This window comes from Azospirillum sp. B21 (assembly GCF_008364825.1).
GTDB lineage: Bacteria > Pseudomonadota > Alphaproteobacteria > Azospirillales > Azospirillaceae > Azospirillum.
Genome location: NZ_VTTO01000006.1, coordinates 433,088 through 449,872, shown reverse-complemented (window position 1 = coordinate 449,872; position 16,785 = coordinate 433,088). Strand labels below are relative to the sequence as shown.

Annotated in this window: 12 protein-coding genes; 8 read left to right on the top strand and 4 right to left on the bottom strand. The window is 65.9% G+C overall.

The features are described 5' to 3' along the window. Position 1: 1 nt before the first annotated feature. A complete protein-coding gene (locus FZ983_RS17680; protein ID WP_188092375.1) occupies positions 2 to 934 on the bottom strand; it encodes a MoxR family ATPase in 933 nt (310 codons plus the stop codon). A gap of 4 nt (positions 935 to 938) precedes the next feature. Next, positions 939 to 2,162, bottom strand: a complete 1,224-nt coding sequence (locus FZ983_RS17675; protein ID WP_149224808.1) for a toll/interleukin-1 receptor domain-containing protein — start codon at positions 2,160 to 2,162, stop codon at positions 939 to 941. Positions 2,163 to 3,248: 1,086 nt separating this feature from the next. On the opposite strand from FZ983_RS17675, the gene FZ983_RS17665 reads away from it, so the two are divergent. From FZ983_RS17665 to FZ983_RS17645, 5 genes are all read left to right on the top strand, one after another. Further along, complete coding sequence (locus FZ983_RS17665) at positions 3,249 to 3,962, top strand: hypothetical protein (protein ID WP_149224807.1); 714 nt, start codon at positions 3,249 to 3,251, stop codon at positions 3,960 to 3,962. Positions 3,963 to 3,990: 28 nt separating this feature from the next. Next, the gene (locus tag FZ983_RS17660; RefSeq protein WP_149224806.1) at positions 3,991 to 4,860 is read left to right on the top strand and encodes a response regulator transcription factor; all 870 of its coding nucleotides are present in this window, start codon (positions 3,991 to 3,993) and stop codon (positions 4,858 to 4,860) included. Next, positions 4,841 to 6,448 (top strand): HAMP domain-containing sensor histidine kinase, encoded by a 1,608-nt coding sequence (locus FZ983_RS17655; RefSeq protein ID WP_149224805.1) that lies wholly within the window; start codon positions 4,841 to 4,843, stop codon positions 6,446 to 6,448. Before FZ983_RS17660 ends, FZ983_RS17655 begins: the two co-directional genes overlap by 20 nt. Before the next feature lie 136 nt (positions 6,449 to 6,584). After that, positions 6,585 to 7,079 carry a winged helix-turn-helix transcriptional regulator gene (locus tag FZ983_RS17650; protein WP_149224804.1) on the top strand — a complete coding sequence of 165 codons (495 nt, stop codon included), beginning with the start codon at positions 6,585 to 6,587 and terminating at the stop codon, positions 7,077 to 7,079. A 274-nt stretch (positions 7,080 to 7,353) separates the two neighbouring features. After that, a complete protein-coding gene (locus tag FZ983_RS17645) occupies positions 7,354 to 10,320 on the top strand; it encodes a methyl-accepting chemotaxis protein (RefSeq protein WP_149224803.1) in 2,967 nt (988 codons plus the stop codon). 7 nt (positions 10,321 to 10,327) lie between these two features. On the opposite strand, the gene FZ983_RS17640 is transcribed toward FZ983_RS17645, so the two are convergent. Beyond that, on the bottom strand, positions 10,328 to 10,897 hold the full coding sequence (locus FZ983_RS17640; RefSeq protein WP_149224802.1) for a TetR/AcrR family transcriptional regulator: 570 nt from the start codon (positions 10,895 to 10,897) through the stop codon (positions 10,328 to 10,330). 72 nt (positions 10,898 to 10,969) lie between these two features. Continuing rightward, entirely contained in the window at positions 10,970 to 12,697 is a 1,728-nt protein-coding gene (locus FZ983_RS17635; protein WP_247883806.1) for an AMP-binding protein, read from the bottom strand. A gap of 200 nt (positions 12,698 to 12,897) precedes the next feature. Here FZ983_RS17635 and FZ983_RS17630 point away from each other — a divergent pair, with 200 nt between their 5' ends. The 3 genes from FZ983_RS17630 to FZ983_RS17620 all read left to right on the top strand — a co-directional run bounded on the left by FZ983_RS17630 (position 12,898) and on the right by FZ983_RS17620 (position 16,783). Further along, a complete protein-coding gene (locus tag FZ983_RS17630; protein ID WP_211102933.1) occupies positions 12,898 to 13,785 on the top strand; it encodes an ABC transporter ATP-binding protein in 888 nt (295 codons plus the stop codon). After that, positions 13,785 to 15,728, top strand: a complete 1,944-nt coding sequence (locus FZ983_RS17625; RefSeq protein ID WP_149224801.1) for a long-chain fatty acid--CoA ligase — start codon at positions 13,785 to 13,787, stop codon at positions 15,726 to 15,728. The genes FZ983_RS17630 and FZ983_RS17625 overlap by 1 nt, the downstream gene beginning before the upstream one ends. 167 nt (positions 15,729 to 15,895) lie before the next feature. Then, on the top strand, positions 15,896 to 16,783 hold the full coding sequence (locus FZ983_RS17620) for a branched-chain amino acid ABC transporter permease (RefSeq protein ID WP_014187949.1): 888 nt from the start codon (positions 15,896 to 15,898) through the stop codon (positions 16,781 to 16,783). Positions 16,784 to 16,785: the final 2 nt, after the last annotated feature.

Sequence of the window (16,785 nt, the reverse complement as noted above, 5' to 3'; positions counted from 1 at the left end):
GTCACGCCCCCTGTGTGTTCAGGAAGTCCCAGGCCGCCTCCATCACCTTTTGGGCATCATCGGACCGGGCCTCCACATCCAGCCCCAAGCATGCGCGGATCGCGTCTAGGAACTGGGCGGTGCTGATCTCCCGCCCGTCCTGTTTCCGTTCAATCAGCCCTAAGGCCTTGTCGCAGAGCGATTTAACCTTTGCGGTGCTGCCGAAGTGCGCCATGGCGATCCGCCTGAGCCGCTCCTGCGAGGGAGGAGTGATGCGCAGTTCGATGCAGCGGCGCCGGAATGCCGGGGGAAGTTCCCGCTCCTCGTTGGTGGTGATGATGATCAGCGGCGGTTCGGCCGCTTCCGGCGTGATCGTACTGCCGACCGGGGCAACACGGAACGTGAAGCTGCCGAGGGGAACGAGTAGGCTGTTGGGGACATCGGGATCCGCCTTATCTATCTCGTCGATCAGAACCACGGCTGGCGCACACGGGTCAGCCTCCGTGCCTTCATAGGGGGGGTGCGCTTTCTCGTCATCTTTCAGGCCGCTGTCCCTGCCGCGGCGGGCGGCCGTGTCCGGGGAGAACGCCCACCATAGCGCCCCTGGCTCGATGTAGGCATAGTCCTGCTTTACTCCAGCTTTGGTCTGCGCATCTGACAATCGCCGCACAGTGTCGTTCCACCACAGCAGATCCTGCGCCTGCGTGCGCGAGGTCACGACATGCTCGATATAGCGCCATTTCAAGGTCGCGGCGATGTGTCGCGCCATCGAAGATTTGCCCGACCCGCTCGGTCCGGCGACCAGGAGCGGGCGCCGCGCTGCCAGCGCGACGTTGATCGCCAGAATTATTGTGTCGTCGTAGCAATACACGGCGCCGTCTCGACGATCGCCATACACCTCTTTCCGAAGGCGCCGCGCAGGCCGCTCGGCTGGAGCATTGAAGATATAGTGCATGCAATTACCCCGTGGCTCCATGATTGAGAATGCGTAAGGCGCTGATGAACTCCCGGTGAAGGTTGTCTTCGTTATCCTCACAGCCGGCGGCGATGGTCGTATGGTGGAATCCCTCGTCGACGGCAAAGATCCCGAGGGTGAGATCCTGGCAGGTGTCCCGCAGTGCGGCGAGGAGGGTCGGCCAGTCGGACTGCGACTTGAACATGGCGATGGCGGGACTTACGGACCCGATCAGCGCCAGTTCGGCATCGACATCGTCCTCGCTCACGAAATGCTCGCCTTCGGTCCCTACGCATTCCTTGCGCACCTGAGAGCGGAGGTCCTTCAGGACGTCGAAATTGCTGTCCTCCTGTTTGGAGGCCAACAGAGAATAAAAATCGAACGAGATGCCGCGGCTTCCGCTGAACGGCCGGTAGATGTGCCACTCCGCGACACTCGGTTGCCGAATGGCCAGCCCGAAAACGCGGTCAGCTTGCGGTCCTATGGCAATGCCGGGAATCTCCTTGACGACGTCGTGCCTGACACGCGCAGTCGCGATCATACGCAATACCTTCCGCCGATTCCTGGCTTCCACGTTGGTTAGGATGTTCAGCGTACGGGCCACTTCGGGCAATGAAATGCCCGACAGAAGCGCTTCGACAAAACGAGTGTGGCGGCTAAGTTGCTGCGGCATCCAGCCCTGCAGGTCACACTTTATCCTGTCTCCGGCTCTAAGCAGTTCGGCATCCGTAGCATCTGCGATCAATGATACTGCCTCTTGAGCCGCGAAAATAAGTGGATCGTTCCAGTCGCGGAGGGTGACCTTCCTAATTTCGGCCAGCACTCGTGTGGTCGTGTCATCTATGGATGACATGGTCCACCATTGCCTGTAGGCGAGATTGGTTGTGCGCTTCAGGTAGTCCGGAACATCCTCTTCCTCGATGTCTTCGACAGCCAAAGGGATAATCGGAAGATTTTCATCCAGCGCCTTGCGGAATAATAGCCAAGACACTTCAGCCTGCACGAACGGCGACACAAGCGCAGCCTTTGACAGCAGTACCACGGCCGCAGAACAGCCCGCCACCCACTCATGGAGCCCGGAAAGCCAATGCTCTCCTGGATTTAGCTTAAGCTCCTCCTGCTCCCAAACCCCGAAGCCGGCCGCTTTCAACGCCCCGATCAACTGCCGCTTTACGTTCTGCGCAGGGTCAGTCTTCGCGCTGTGACTGATAAATACCTTAGGAGACATGCAGCGGAGATCGGTGCGGGTTGAGCAGGAAGAACCAAAAAGGCGAGCATTGTATCCACGGGTCACCTGAGAACTGCAAGCGCATTTCCTTTTCGAAGGTTCGGTCTGCGGTTGACCGAGCGGCCCCGCTTCGCCCGGTCGTGTGAGTCGTCCCGGTTCTCCAGGTCCCCCGCGCTTTGAGTGGATCAGGCTGCGAGGAGCACACGACGGCGCAGCAGATCGAGGCTGGCGCGTCCATATATCCGACGCTTGATCAAACGGCCTCACGCTTGAACTCGTCCGTGTAAGGATCGCCTTGGCTTCGTCATCAGACACCTTCCCGCTCCACTCGGAGCTTCGCTGAGGTGTCCACCAAACCGCGGCAAGATCAATGTCCAGCTCCCCAAACCGCTTGGATAGCAGAAACACTAAATTGTACGTAATGCAAACTTGACTGCGCCGTCCGTCCGGCGCATGATGGCGACCGTGACGGATGGTGCCGAAAATGCATTGTTCCCACGACGCCGACCGGCTTGACGGCCGGCCGGAACCACGGCTGGAGTTCCAGAGGCAACGCCCTGCGGCCGCTGTCATGCGCGCCGCCACATGAACTGTTGCCCGTCCGGCTGAGCGGCGGCGGAGCCATACCCGGGTGGCTCCGCCGCCGATTGTTTTTGGCCTTCGGCCCACGACGGCCTCATTCCCCTCCGACCCCGGCCATCTTCCTGCCTCATTCCTGTCACGTCCTGTCGCCCTCCGCCTGTACCCTACAAAGCGGTCGACGCAGAATGGACCTGACCCAATTGTGTACCACTTTTGAGCAAAGCGCGGGGAGTTCTCCTGACGCTTTCTCTCGAAATTCAAACGAAAATTCGCAAAATATTGGTAGGTTTTCGCAAAATGGGGGTATCTGCTGTGGCTTTAACGCGCCATTAACCAGGATGGACTGAGTTTAGGGTCATCAGACGCGGTCAACTCCAACTCTGACGCGAAGTAAAATTTGCGGTCAGATGGAAACGCCCGGTTCCGTGTTAATGCCGCTATAGCCAACCATCTCGTGTTCGTCCCTCCAGTGTTTGCCCTCCAGCATTTGAAAGGCTCGCCCCCATGACCGTGCCGGCAGTCCTCCGCGATGTGGCGCAGTTCGGCGCCTACGCCGCCGGCCGGGGCCGACATGCGGGCCTGCTGGTCGCGGTCCTGCTGCTGGCCGGCTGCCCGGCCAACACGGCCGGGCCGGGATGGGGCGGACCTGATATGTCGGCCGCCAACCCGAACGCCCGTCCGGCTTCCCCGCCGGTGCCCAGGCAGAAGCCGGCCCGCAAGATTGCCGACTCCGCATCGCTGGCGCCGAACCTGCCTATGCCGCAGCCGGGCCCGCCGGTGACGAACGGCGATGTGGCGGCGGCCAGCACCGACGCCAATACCGCCGCCACCCAATTGGCGGCCATCGACCCCCGGACGGCGAACGCCTCGGCCATGCCGGCCGTGGGGCCGGCCGTGGGGCTGACGCCCACCCCTCCCGCAACCACCAACGCCGACCCCGACAGTCTTGTCGGGCTGGACGAAGTCCAGACTCTCAACCTCCTGGGGTCCCCTGTTGCAAGGGAAGAGGCGCCTCCCGCCAAGATCTGGCGGTATTCCAAGGGTGACTGCACCCTCAAGGTCTTCTTCTTCATGGATATGACCTCGTCCCAGGACTTCCGCGCCCTCTCCTACGATATGAAGAGCAGCCAAAATGTCCCTGACGCCGACCACCGATGCTTCGCCCAACTCCTCGCTCACGCTGACGCAGGGCGCCCTGTCCGCCCCGGGATTCAGTAAGGCGGAGTCGAACAAGGGAATGTCCGCAATGACCGAACCGACCATTGCCCGCATCGCTCTGGTGGACGACGACGATCTGTTCCGTGAGTCGCTCAGCCTCAACCTCGGCGACGAGGGATACGAGGTCATCACCTTCGACCGCGGCGAACCGGCGCTCGATTTCTTCGCTGACGACGGATCGGTCGACATCGTCCTGCTGGACTGGCGCATGCCCAAGCTGGACGGCATCGACGTCCTGCGCCAGATGCGCGCCCGCGGCATCGCCACCCCGGTGATCTTCCTGACCGTCCTGTCCGACCAGATTTATGAAGAGGCGGCGCTGGCCGGCGGCGCGCTGGACTTCGTGGAGAAGTCGCGCAGCCTGTCGATCCTGCTGAAGCGCATGCGCCTGATCCTGGACGGCACCAAGGGCGATGCGGTCAAGGGTGCCGAGGAGGCGGAGACCGGCGGCAACGCCACCATGCATCGCCTGGGCGAGTTGGAGCTGCGCCTGGACAACAGCCGCGCCTTCTGGAAGGGCAAGCGCATCGATCTGACGCTGACCGAGTTCAACATCGTCAAGCTGATGTCGACCCGCCCGGAAGAGGACGTGTCCTACCGCGAGATCTACGACCTCGTCCACGGCAAGGGCTTCGTCGCCGGCTACGGCCCGTCGGGCTACCGCGCCAACGTTCGCGCCTTCATCAAGCGCATCCGCCAGAAGTTCCGTTCGGTCGACGCCAACTTCGCCTGCATCGAGAACTATCCGGGCTTCGGCTATCGCTGGGGCAAGGGTGAGAACCCGGCCCAGGGCGGCGACGAGGACGGCGTGGACACTGCCCCGGGCAACGGCACGCGCAATGGCCAGCGCGGTGGAATGAGCGAGGACATGCTGATCAATGGCGCTGCTGCCGAGTGACCTTGCGATGCGGGCGCCCAGACAAGCGTCCGCCCGCCTGCTTTGGCTGTGGCGTTCGATGGCGAGCCGGCTGGTGCTGCTCACCGTCGTCTTCGTCGCCGTGCCGGTTCTGCTCTACGACCAGTTCCAGCGCGCCGACGAGGCCTCGCAGCAGCTCCTGCTGAAAAGCGCCCAGCGCCAGGGTGAACTGATCGCCCGGGCGCTGGAACCGGAACTTCTGGGTGTCGACCGCACGGCGCTGCCCAGTCTCAGCAGCGCGCTGGCCCGCTACGGCGACGACCGCACGCGGCTGAAGCTGCTGGTGCGTCCGCGCGTGGCGGCCACCGGGACCGCGGCGCTCAGGACCGGACCGGAACCCTTCTTCTATGTCGCGGCGGCGCCCAGCCTGTCGACCGCCGACATCGATGCCGAACGGCGCCTGCTGCTCGAACAGGGTGTGCTGGACCGGCTGGGGTCGAGCTGTGCCGGCAACTCCACGCTGGCGATGCGTGTTCCCCATGCCGAAGGCGGCGAGGAGGTGCTGTCCTCCATCACCCCGATCAAGACCAGCTTCGGCTGCTGGGCGCTGGTGACCAGCCATGCGACCGAGGCCTACATCTCGTCCTCCATCGGCCGTCCCTATTGGAGCACGCCGGCGGTCCAGGCCGCCGCGGCGATCTATCTGGCGATGGCGGCCCTGGTGCTGGCGGTGCTGGCCGGGGTCTGGCGCAACCTGAACCGTTTCGGCGATCTTGCCCGCCGCATCGTCGGCGGCGAGGATACCCCCGACCATGAGGGCCGCAGCGCCTCCTTCGCCGCGCGCAACACCGTGCCGGAACTGGCCGGGGTGGCGGAGGATTTCGACCGTCTCGTTTCCACGTTGCGCGACAGCGCCCAGTCGCTGCGCCGTGCGGCGGAAGACAACGCCCACGCCTTCAAGACGCCGATCGCCGTGATCCGCCAGTCGGTGGAGCCGCTGCGCCGCGCCCTGCCGGCGGAGAACGCCCGCAGCCAGCGCGCGCTGACGATGATCGAGAAGTCGCTGGACAAGCTGGACGGGCTGGTGTCCTTCGCCCGCCGCATGGACGAGGCGGCAGCCGACCTGCTGGCCCCCTCGCGCCGCCGCGTCGACCTGTCGTCGCTGGTGGAGCGGATGGCCGGCGGTTATACCGGTCTGCTGGCCGAACGGCGACTGCACATGCGCTCGCGCATCGATGCCGGGCTGGTGGTGCGGGCCAGCGAAGAGACGCTGGAAACCATCGTCGAGAATCTGGTGGAGAACGCCGTCAGCTTCTCGCCGGCCGACTCCGCCGTCAGCGTCCGCCTGACCCGCAACGGCCGCTGGGCCGAGCTGGTGGTGGACGACGAAGGACCGGGCGTCGATCCGGCCAACCTGGAACGCATCTTCGAGCGCTACTTCTCCCACCGCGAACCCGGCCGCGGCATGCCGGAGGACGAATCGGCTGCTCATCAGGCCGGGGCCGCGCATTTCGGCATCGGCTTGTGGATCGTCCGCCGCAACATCGAGGCCTTCGGCGGCCGCGTCAGCGCCCAAAACCGCCCGACCGGCGGGCTGCGCATGACGGTGATGCTGCCGCTGGCGGCGTGACGGCGTCCGCCCCTCACCGGCGAACAGGCTTCGGAGTGGCGCGGTCGGCGCCGTTCCTGCTATGGTCGGTTCCGGGGTGGCCCCGTTCTTTGCCCGAAGATCGGGGCGGCCTGCCGAACAGCATTCCGAGCCGCCGATGGACCGCAGCCTCGATCCCACCGACATCAAGATCCTGCGTGAACTGCAGGAGGATGGACGCCTCAGCAATGTCGAGCTGGCCCGTCGCATCAACCTGAGCCCGGCCGCCTGCCTGGAGCGGGTGAAGCGGCTGCAGGCGGACGGCATCATCCAGCGCTATGTCGCGCTGCTCGACCCGCACCGGTTGGAAGCGGAGATGCTGGTCTTCGTGGAAGTGGTGCTGGACCGCACGACGCCCGACAATTTCGACGACTTCAAGGCCACCGTGCTGCGCATGCCGCAGATCATGGAATGCCACATGGTCGCCGGCGGCTTCGACTATCTGGTCAAGGCGCGGGTGCGCGACATGAACGAATACCGCCTGTTCCTGGGCGAACTGCTGTCCACCGCGCGCGGCGTGCGGGAAACCCATACCTATGCGGTGATGGAAGAGGTCAAAAGCGTCACCGCCATTCCGCTCGATGGATTGTCCGCAGGTTCGTTGCGCGGCTAAACAATTAGGCAGTTCAGCTTTTTTCAGTTTGCATCGTGCGCCGCGCCCGCCATTCTTTTCCGGACGCATTTTGCGACAAGTTCGGCGGGTGGAAATCGCCTTACCGTTGTATTGCGCCACACAGATTGTTCGGTCGCTGTCAATTTTGGCGGCATGCCGCTTGCAGTGCAACGTCCGGTTCGGGGGTGCGACCGATGCGGTCGTCCGGCGCTGCAGTTTTCGCCTCCACGCCCGACCGCTTTTTGCAAGGCTTTGGCTGGAGCGGAACCGCGTCATGCGTGTCAACACCCCGATCACCGACCGTGAGGTCCATCTGACCGAAGGCGTCCCCCTGGTGTCGCGCACCGACACCGGCGGGCGGATCACCTTCGTGAACCAGGCTTTCGTCGAGATCAGCGGTTTCGACGAACATGAGCTGATCGGCGCTCCGCACAACCTCGTCCGCCATCCCCACATGCCCAAGGAGGCCTTCGCCGACCTGTGGGCGACCGTGAAGTCGGGGCGGCCCTGGGAAGGGCTGGTGAAGAACCGGACCAGGTCCGGCGATTTCTACTGGGTGCGCGCCAACGTCACCCCGGTGATCGAGAACGGCGCCGTCACCGGCTATATCTCCATCCGCTCCAAACCATCGCGCGACGAGATCGCGGAGGCCGATGCCCTGTATACGGCGATGCGCGACGGACGTGCGGCGGTGGTGCTGAGCCAGGGCGCGCTCGTCCGCCGCAGCCGCGCTGGCCGGGCCGCCGCCAAGGCGTGGTCCAGCCTGTCCGGACGTCTGGCCGGGGTGATGGTGCTGCTGATCCTGGCGATGCTGGCGGCCGGCTGGCTCGGCCTGAACGGCATGGAGGCCTCCAACCGGTCGCTTCGCACGGTGTATGAGGACCGGACCGTTCCCGCCTATCAGATCGGCGAAATCCAGAATCTCGCCCGCGACAGCCGGCAGCGCCTGACCGATTTTGCCGCCGATCTTCAGGCCGGCAAGGGGACCGGAGACCTCACAACCGTCGAGTCCGCGGTCGCCGGCAACACCGCAGCCATGCAGCGGCTGCTGACCGCCTATCTCGCCACCTACCTGACGCCGGAGGAGGCGGTTCTCGCCGACCGGTTCAAGCCGCTGGTCGGCTCCTATCTCCAGTCCGGCATCGGTCCGGCCCTGGCCCTGGCACGGGAGAAGAACGGAGCCGCGCTTGACGCCCATCTGCGCGGCACCGTCCGGCCCGCCTTCGCCGAACTGCGCCGGGTGTCGGATGCGCTGCTGGAACTCCAGATCCGGGTGGCGCGGGAGGAGTTCGACAAGGCCGAAGCCGACCATAGTCGGCGCATCGCCGCGGTCGCCGCGGCGGTACTGCTGAGCTGCGTGCTCGCCGCCCTGTTCGGCTGGCTGATCCTGCGCACGGTGCGCCGTCCGCTGTCGGTCCTGGAACAGACGTTCGAGCGCATCGCCCGCGGCGCTCTCACCGATCCGATGACGCCGATCAGCGTGCCGGAATTCGCCCGCGTCGCGTCCGAACTGAACGCGATGAAGGCGAAGTTGGCCTATGCCGCCCACGAGAAGCACGAGACCGAACTGCGGCAGAAAGCGCTGACCCGCCAAGCCCTGCTGGAGACCTGCAAGTCGATCGAAAGCGACCTGGACTCCACCTGGATGGGGGTGGAGCTGACCAGCAACCGCGCCGGCGACGGCATCCAGCATCTGATGCAGGCCCTGGGCGTGGTGCGGGAGAACACGATGGTGGTGTCGGCGGCTTCGGAGCAAGCCAGCGCCAATGCCCAGTCGGTCGCCGCCGCGACGGAGGAGCTGAACAGTGCCGGGCACGAGATCGCGCGGCAGGCCGCCCGGTCCAGCGAGGTGGCCCGGCGGGCGGTGGACAGCGCCCGCGGTTCCGCCTCCGCCATCGGCCAGATGGAACTGGCGACGGAAGAGATCGCCAAGGTCGCCAACCTGATCAACGAGATCGCCGGCCAGACAAACCTGCTGGCACTGAATGCCACCATCGAGGCGGCGCGGGCCGGGGAGGCCGGCAAGGGCTTCGCCGTGGTCGCCAGCGAGGTGAAGGCGCTCGCCAACCAGACGGCGCGGGCGACCGAAGACATCGCCCGCCAGATCGACCAGCTGAAGCAGGCGGTCGGCGGCAGCGTCACGGCGATCCAGACCGTCATTTCCGTGATCGAGGAGATCGACGAGGCCGCCGCTGCCACCGCCGCCGCGGTGGAGGAGCAATCCGCCGCCAACGGGGAGATCGGGCGCAGCGCCACCAACTCGGCCGGCGGGGCATCGCAGGTGTCGGTCAGCGTCCTGCATATCCGCGATCAGGCCGACGAGATCACCGGCATCGCCACCGACGTCAGCCGCCGGATGGCCGATACCCAGACCGCCGTCGCCGACCTGAAGCGCCGTCTGGTCATCGCGCTCCGCCAGTCGGTTGCCGGCGACCGCCGCATGTCCGACCGGATCCCCTGCGAAGAGCCCGTCACGCTGGTCCTGGCCGACGACCGCCGCACCGCCACCATGCTGGACCTGTCGCTCGAGGGGATGCTGGTGGAGGGCACGGGGCTTCCCCCGTTTGCCGAGCAGACGCGGCTGACCGTGACGTTGCGCGATGTCGGCGACCTGCCGGCCGTCGTCGCCGGGATCAGCGACCTCGGCCTGCATCTGGCCTTCGACGAGCTGTCCGATGTTCAGGCGGACCGGCTGGGCCGGGCCTATCGCGCGATGGTGGAGGCCGATTCCGATGTCATCCGCACTGCGCAGAACACTGCCGCGGCCCTGTCCAAGGCTCTGGAAAGCGCTCTTTCCAGTGGCAGCATCGGTGAGGAGGCGCTGTTCTCCACCGATTTGGCCCCCATTGCCGGCAGCGACCCCGAACAGGCGCTGGCCCCCTTCACGGAGTTGACCGACCGCCTGTTCCCGGCGATCCAGGAGCCGGTCCTGGCCTCCAACCCCCGCTTTCAGCTCTGCGTGGCGGCCAACAGCGTCGGTTATGTGCCGACCCACAACAGCCGCTATTCCGAGCCGCAGCGGCCGGGCGACCCCGCCTGGAACACCGCCAATTGCCGCAACCGCCGCGTCTTCGCCGACCGGTCGGGCCTTGCCGCCGCGCGCAACACCCGGCCGTTCCTGCTGCAGGCCTATCGCCGCGATATGGGCGGCGGCCGGATGGTGCGCCTTAAGGAGGTCGATGCGCCGATCGTCGTGCGCGGCCGCCATTGGGGCAATGTGCGGCTGGCCTATACGCCCTGAACCTCTTCTAAGCGGTCGTCTGCGCCTCCGGAACCAGCACGTCGGCGCAGATCGCCCGCACCACCTCGGCGCGGTCGGCCGCGGCGCCGGGAGCGAGCAGCCCCTGGCCGAAGGCGAAGGCGTAGAAAAGATAGGCGCGGGCGAAGGCTTGGTCGGAGGGCAGACCCAGCGCCACGAACAGGCCGGCGACGCTGTGAAGGCGTTCGCGGTCGACCTCGGCGATCACGCTTTCCGCCTCGGGATCTCGCCGGGCCCAGTCGCGCACCGCCAGCTCTATCGCCATGCCCCGCGGCTTGCTGCCGCCATAGAGCGCCAGCAGGTCGCGCAGCTGCTGCGCCGGTTCGCGCCCGTCCAGCCGGGTCTGTTCCTTGATGGCCGCGATGCGGCCCAGCTTCCAGCTGTCGAGCAGGGCGTTCATAAGGTCGGTGCGGTCGCGGAAATGCCAATAGAAGCTGCCCTTGGTGACCTTCAGGGCCTTCGCCAGCACCTCCACCCGCACCTTGTCGACGCCGCCTTCGGCCAGCGCCGCGAAGGCGGCGGCCAGCCAGGATTCGCGGTTCTTCGTCTTGGATTCCATACCCGTCCTTCGCGCTTTTTCCGGCTGCCGCATCTCCGGAGGCGATCTATACCCGAAAAGGGCGGTCCATGACTATTCGCCCTGCTGCATCTGGATCGCGTCCGACGCCCGGCCGCGGTAATGGATGTTGCCGTTGCCGTCCAAGAAAGCGCGGTCGCCGGTCAGGTAATAGCGCCGGCCATGACGGAAGCGCTGGGCGGTGCGCTCCGGGTTGTTGGCGTAGGATTCGAACCAGAACAGCGGCGAATGGTCCACGTCGATGGCGATCTCGCCGGCGCCGCCCACCGGCGCCTCCCGGCCGTCGGGGTCGAGGATGACGACGCGGAATCCCGGCATCGGCCGGCCGAGCGAACCGCTGGGCGGCTGGGCCGGCTCGCCGCCATCCACCTCCTCGGACTCGTAACGGCCGATCCCGTCGGGGTCGTAGCGGTTCACGATGAAGATGCCGGTCTCGCGCTGGCCATACTGGTCGAGCAGCGGGACCTTCACCGTCCGGTTTGCCCAGGCGATCAAGTCGGGGGGCAGCGGTTCGCCCACCACCGACAGGATGCGCAACGCGAACTGGTGCGACACGCCGGGGTCGGCGCCGTGCCAGGCGCGGATCTGCGACGGGGCGGCGGTCAGGTTGGTGACGCCGAACTTCGTCAGCATGCGGTAGCCCTGCCGCACGTCGTAGGGGCCGTCGCAGAAGATCGTCGTCCGTCCCAGCAGCAGCGGCCCGACCAGCCCGTAATAGGCGCCATAGGCCCAGCCGGGGTCGGCCATGTTCCAATAGATGTCGTCGTCGCGCAGGTCCAGGCCGATGCGCATGTACTGCTCGATCCCCGACAGCGCCTTGACCGGAAGCGAGACGCCCAGCGGCGTCGGCTCGGATTCGGACGTGTAGATAAGGGCGAAGGCGTCGCCTTCCCGGTAGCGCGCCACCTCGGCCAGCGGCGCGGCCTCGTGCAGCGACGACCAGAAGGGCACCGCGTCGGGACCGAAGGCCTCGTCGCCCTCCACCGTCACCACCGGCCGGGTGTTGTCGCGCGGTACCTTGCGGCGCAGGAAGCCGTTGGTGACGATGGCTCGCGCATCGCTGTCGGCCAGCCGGTACGCCACGGACGATGCGGTGTAGGTGGTGAACAGCGGCATGTAGACGCCGCCCAGCCGCCAGATCGCCAATGCCGTGATCAGCAGTTCCGGCCCCTTGGGCAGCAGCACCGCCACCCGGTCGCCCTGGCCCACCCCCATGCCTGCCAGCACGGTCGCGAAGCGCGCCGAATCGTGGGCGAGGCGGGCGAAGCTCAGCTCCGTCGTCTGTCCCGCCACGCTTTCATGCAGCAGCGCCGCCCGCGCGCCGTCGGCGGCGCGGACATGACGGTCGCACAACAGCGAAGCCAGCGCGATGGACAGGCCGCGATACTCCGGCCGCAGGAAGGCCGACGGCCTCACCATCAGGGCCGGCGGCGTCTCGGCCGCCACCGACGCCGCTGCTTCCGGCGGCTGTGGCGGGGCAGGGGGAGCCGGCCGGTGCCGCAGCGCAGCCAGATCGCCCAGCGCCACCAGATCCGGCCCCAGGTGATAGCGCTTGCTGCGCCCATCCTGCTCCACCAGCCCTTCGCGCGCCAATGCCATCAGCAGCCGGTGGGTGGTCGCCTTCGACAGCCCGACCCCGCCCATCAGATCGGCCAGCCGCGCGCCGTCGGTGCCCGCGTCGGCGACCGCGCGCAGCAGGGCGATGGCGCGTTCCAGGCTTTGGGTGCCGCCCGCTCCGCTCGGAGCGGCAGGAGGTGTGGCGATGCCGGCGTGACTGCTCATGAGGTCCATCATATGGACCACGCGGCGGCTTGTCGCGTCAAAAAACATGCACTAGCGGAATGTCAGTGTTGATAACAGAACGGAACCCGGTATATAGTGCGGAAGTTGCTCATGAAACGGTCCACAATATGGACCTCGCCGGCCACCAAAGAGCCGGGTCGTGACCCCGAGAAGCGGTACCAACAGCAACGGAGGAGGAAATGTCAGGCGCGCCCGTCGCACCACACCCCGGCCCTGCCAAAACGTCGCCCACCACCCAGGCGGAGACCATCTTCGAGGCTCGGGGCGTCAATCTGCGCTTCGGGGGCGTCCATGCGCTGACCGACGTCAGTTTCGGCATCCGTAGGGGCGAGTTGTTCTCGATCATCGGCCCGAACGGGGCCGGCAAGACCTCGATGGTCAACTGCATCTCCGGCCGCTACCGGCCGACGGATGGCAAGGTCTATTTCAAGGGCCGCGACGTGACGGGGATGACCCCGAACCATCGCGCCTCGCTCGGCATCGGGCGCACCTTCCAGAATCTGGCGCTGTTCGGGCACATGACCGTGCTCGACAACATCATGGTCGGCCGCCACCACCTGCTGAAGAACAACTTCCTGACCGGGTCGCTCTATTGGCTGACCGGGGCCAGGAAGGAGGAATTGTCCCACCGCCGCGAGGTGGAGGAGATCATCGACTTCCTCGAAATCCAGCATGTGCGCAAGGCCACCGCCGGCACCCTGTCCTACGGCCTGCGCAAGCGGGTGGAACTGGCCCGCGCCATGGCGCTGAAGCCGGATCTGATCCTGCTGGACGAGCCGATGGCCGGCATGAACCTGGAAGAGAAGGAGGACATGGCCCGCTACATCGTCGACCTGAACGAGGAGTTCGGCATGACCGTGGTCATGATCGAGCACGACATGGGCGTGGTCATGGACATCTCGCACCGGGTGATGGTGCTGGAATTCGGCAAGAAGATCGCCGAAGGCAGGCCGGAAGAGGTCCTGGCCGATCCCCGCGTCCGCCGCGCCTATCTGGGCGAGGACGACGAGGAAGAGGCGCCGGCGGCTCCTGCCGCGGTCGTGCCGCCGCGCAAGGAGGTCGCGTGATGTCGAACCTCAATCTGCCTGATCTGGCCGTCTACGACACCCTGCCGAAGCTGGTGGCATTGCATGCCCGCGACCATGGCGGCGACATCGCCATGCGCGAGAAGGATTTCGGCATCTGGCGGACCTTCACCTGGACCGACGTGCATGTCCGCGTTCGAGCCTTCGCGCTGGGGATGACCAAGCTCGGCGTCGTGCCGGGCGAGGTGGTCGGCCTGCTCGGCGACAACCGTCCCGACTGGGTGATGGGCGAGATCGCGACCCACGCGCTGCGCGGCTACAGCCTGGGCATCTACCGCGATGCGCTGGACGAGGAGGTCGCCTACCTCATCACCTATGCCGACGTGAAGGTGGTGTTCGCCGAGGACGAGGAGCAGGTCGACAAGCTGCTGAACCTCGCCGACCGGCTGCCGACGCTGCAGCACATCATCTATTCCGACCCGCGCGGCATGCGCAAATACCATGACCCCCGCCTGATGCCGGTCACCGACCTGATCCGCATGGGCGAGGAGCTGCTGGCCGCGCAGCCGGACCTCTACGACCGCATGGTGGCGGAGACCAAGGGCGAGGATGTCGCCATCCTCTGCACCACGTCGGGCACCACCTCTAACCCGAAGATGGCGATGCTGCCGGCCGGGCGCCTGATCCGCCATGTCGCCAGCTACCTGTCCGCCGATCCCAAGGGTCCGGAGGACGAGTATGTCTCGGTCCTGCCGCTGTCCTGGATCATGGAGCAGGTCTATGCCGTCGGCATGGGGGTGGTGTCGCGGATGCGCGTGAACTTCGTCGAGGAAGCCGAGACGATGATGCACGACTTCCGCGAGATCGGGCCGACCTTCGTCCTGTTCGCGCCGCGCCTGTGGGAGGCCATCGCCGCCGACGTGCGCGCCCGGATGATGGACGCCTCGCCCTTCAAGCAGAAGATGTACGATCTCGGCATGAAGCTGGGGCTGGAGGCGCTGGCGAAGGGGCAGCGCTCGGCGATGGCCGACGCCATCCTGTTCAAGGCTCTGCGTGACCGGCTGGGTTTCACCAACCTGAAATCGGCGGCGACCGGCGGTGCGGCGCTCGGCCCCGACACCTTCAAGTTCTTCCAGGCGCTGGGCGTGCCGTTGCGCCAGATCTATGGCCAGACCGAAACGATGGGCGCCTACACCGTCCATCGCGGCACCGACGTGGATTTCGACACGGTTGGCGTGCCCTTCGACGACGGCATCGAGGTGAAGGTAATCGACGCCGACCACAACGGCGTCGGCGAAATCGTCACCCGCCACCCCAACATGTTCGCCGGCTATTACCGGAACGAGAAGGCGACTGTCGCCGACATGCGCGACGGCTGGATGCACACGGGCGATGCCGGCTTCTTCGACAAGAAGGGGCATCTGGTCATCATCGACCGCATCAAGGACATCGCCACCACCGCCCAGGGCGACCGCTTCAGCCCGCAATACATCGAGAACAAGCTGAAGTTCAGCCCCTATGTCGCCGAGGCGGTGATCCTGGGCGACAAGCGCGAATACCTGTCGGCGATCATCTGCATCCGCTTCTCCATCGTTTCGAAATGGGCGGAAAAGAACCGCATCGCCTTCACCACATACTCCGACCTGTCGTCCAAGCAGGAGGTCTACGACCTGCTGCGGGCGGAGGTGGAGCGGGTGAACCAGACGCTTCCCGAGTTTCAGCGCATCTCCAAGTTCCTGCTGCTCTACAAGGAGCTGGACGCCGACGACGGCGAACTGACCCGCACCCGCAAGGTGCGCCGCGGCGTCGTCGCCGAGAAATACGGCACCATCATCGACAGCATCTATGCCGGCCAGCCGAAGATCGACGTGGACACCACGATCGCCTTCCAGGACGGCACCAAGCAGCGCATCCGCACGACGCTGACCGTCATCGATTTGGCCCCCGCCGCCGCCGAGGCGCCGCGGCAGCCGGTCGCGGCGTGAGGGGAGCGCATAGCGATGCTACCGCTTAAGACCCCTCTCCCTCCCGGGGAGAGGATGGGTGAGGGGGTTCCGCCTGCCGGACGCTCCTCGCCGCGCGTCCCCCTCACCCCGACCCTCTCCCCGGGGGGGAGAGGGGGATTTGGATCCCATCTCGGCGAGGCCACGCCATGACCCTTCTGTTTCAGCTTCTCGTCAACGGCCTGATCGTCGGCGCGCTGTATGGCGTGGTCGCCATGTCCTTCGTGCTGATCTACAAGGCCAGCCGCATCGTCAACTTCGCCCAGGGCGAATTCCTGCTGATTGGCGCCTGGACCTGCTGGTGGCTCCTCACCAGTTGGCAGCTGCCCTTCTGGATCGGCTTCCCGATCACGCTGGTCTTCATGCTGGCCTTCGGCGTCATCCTGCAGATCGTCGTCTTGAGGCCGATGATCGGTGAGCCGATCATCTCCGTCATCATGGTGACGATCGGCCTGTCCATCGTCTTCCAGGCGGCGATGAAGTGGATGTTCGGCGTCTTCGCCAAGCCCTTCCCGCCGATCTTCGCCAGCCCCACCATGAACCTGTTCGGGCTGGAGGTGCAGACCGTCTACGTTATGTCGCTGCTGATCTCGATCCTGATCATGGCGGGCTTCGGCTGGTTCTTCAAATACTCGCGGACCGGTCTCGCCATGCGGGCCACCGCCTTCGACCAGCAGGTGGCGCAGTCGCTCGGCATCTCGGTCCGCCACATGTTCGCGATGAGCTGGGCGATCTCCGCCATGGTGTCGGCGGTGGCCGGCGTCACGGTGGGCGTGGTCAACGGCGTGTCGTCGGCCCTGTCCTTCTTCGGCATCAAGGTGTTCCCGGCGGTGATCCTGGGCGGTCTCGACAGCGTCATCGGCGCGGTGGTCGGCGGCCTGATCGTCGGCGTGCTGGAGAACATGGCGCACTACCTGGACAGCCAGTGGCTGAACTGGGGCAACATGTACGAGATCGCGCCCTTCTACGTCCTGATCGCCATCCTGATGATCAAGCCTTACGGCCTGTTCGGCACCAAAGACATCGAGCGCGTGTGAGG

Bases quoted from the DNA above. Each gene is read 5' to 3' on its own strand.
- FZ983_RS17655 (WP_149224805.1), top strand. From the start codon at position 4,841: ATGGCGCTGCTGCCGAGTGACCTTGCGATGCGGGCGCCCAGACAAGCG.
- FZ983_RS17640 (WP_149224802.1), bottom strand. From the start codon at position 10,897: ATGGAATCCAAGACGAAGAACCGCGAATCCTGGCTGGCCGCCGCCTTC.
- FZ983_RS17680 (WP_188092375.1), bottom strand. From the start codon at position 934: ATGCACTATATCTTCAATGCTCCAGCCGAGCGGCCTGCGCGGCGCCTT.
- FZ983_RS17650 (WP_149224804.1), top strand. From the start codon at position 6,585: ATGGACCGCAGCCTCGATCCCACCGACATCAAGATCCTGCGTGAACTG.
- FZ983_RS17645 (WP_149224803.1), top strand. From the start codon at position 7,354: ATGCGTGTCAACACCCCGATCACCGACCGTGAGGTCCATCTGACCGAA.
- FZ983_RS17620 (WP_014187949.1), top strand. From the start codon at position 15,896: ATGACCCTTCTGTTTCAGCTTCTCGTCAACGGCCTGATCGTCGGCGCG.
- FZ983_RS17630 (WP_211102933.1), top strand. From the start codon at position 12,898: ATGTCAGGCGCGCCCGTCGCACCACACCCCGGCCCTGCCAAAACGTCG.
- FZ983_RS17625 (WP_149224801.1), top strand. From the start codon at position 13,785: ATGTCGAACCTCAATCTGCCTGATCTGGCCGTCTACGACACCCTGCCG.
- FZ983_RS17665 (WP_149224807.1), top strand. From the start codon at position 3,249: ATGACCGTGCCGGCAGTCCTCCGCGATGTGGCGCAGTTCGGCGCCTAC.
- FZ983_RS17675 (WP_149224808.1), bottom strand. From the start codon at position 2,162: ATGTCTCCTAAGGTATTTATCAGTCACAGCGCGAAGACTGACCCTGCG.
- FZ983_RS17660 (WP_149224806.1), top strand. From the start codon at position 3,991: ATGACCGAACCGACCATTGCCCGCATCGCTCTGGTGGACGACGACGAT.
- FZ983_RS17635 (WP_247883806.1), bottom strand. From the start codon at position 12,697: ATGAGCAGTCACGCCGGCATCGCCACACCTCCTGCCGCTCCGAGCGGA.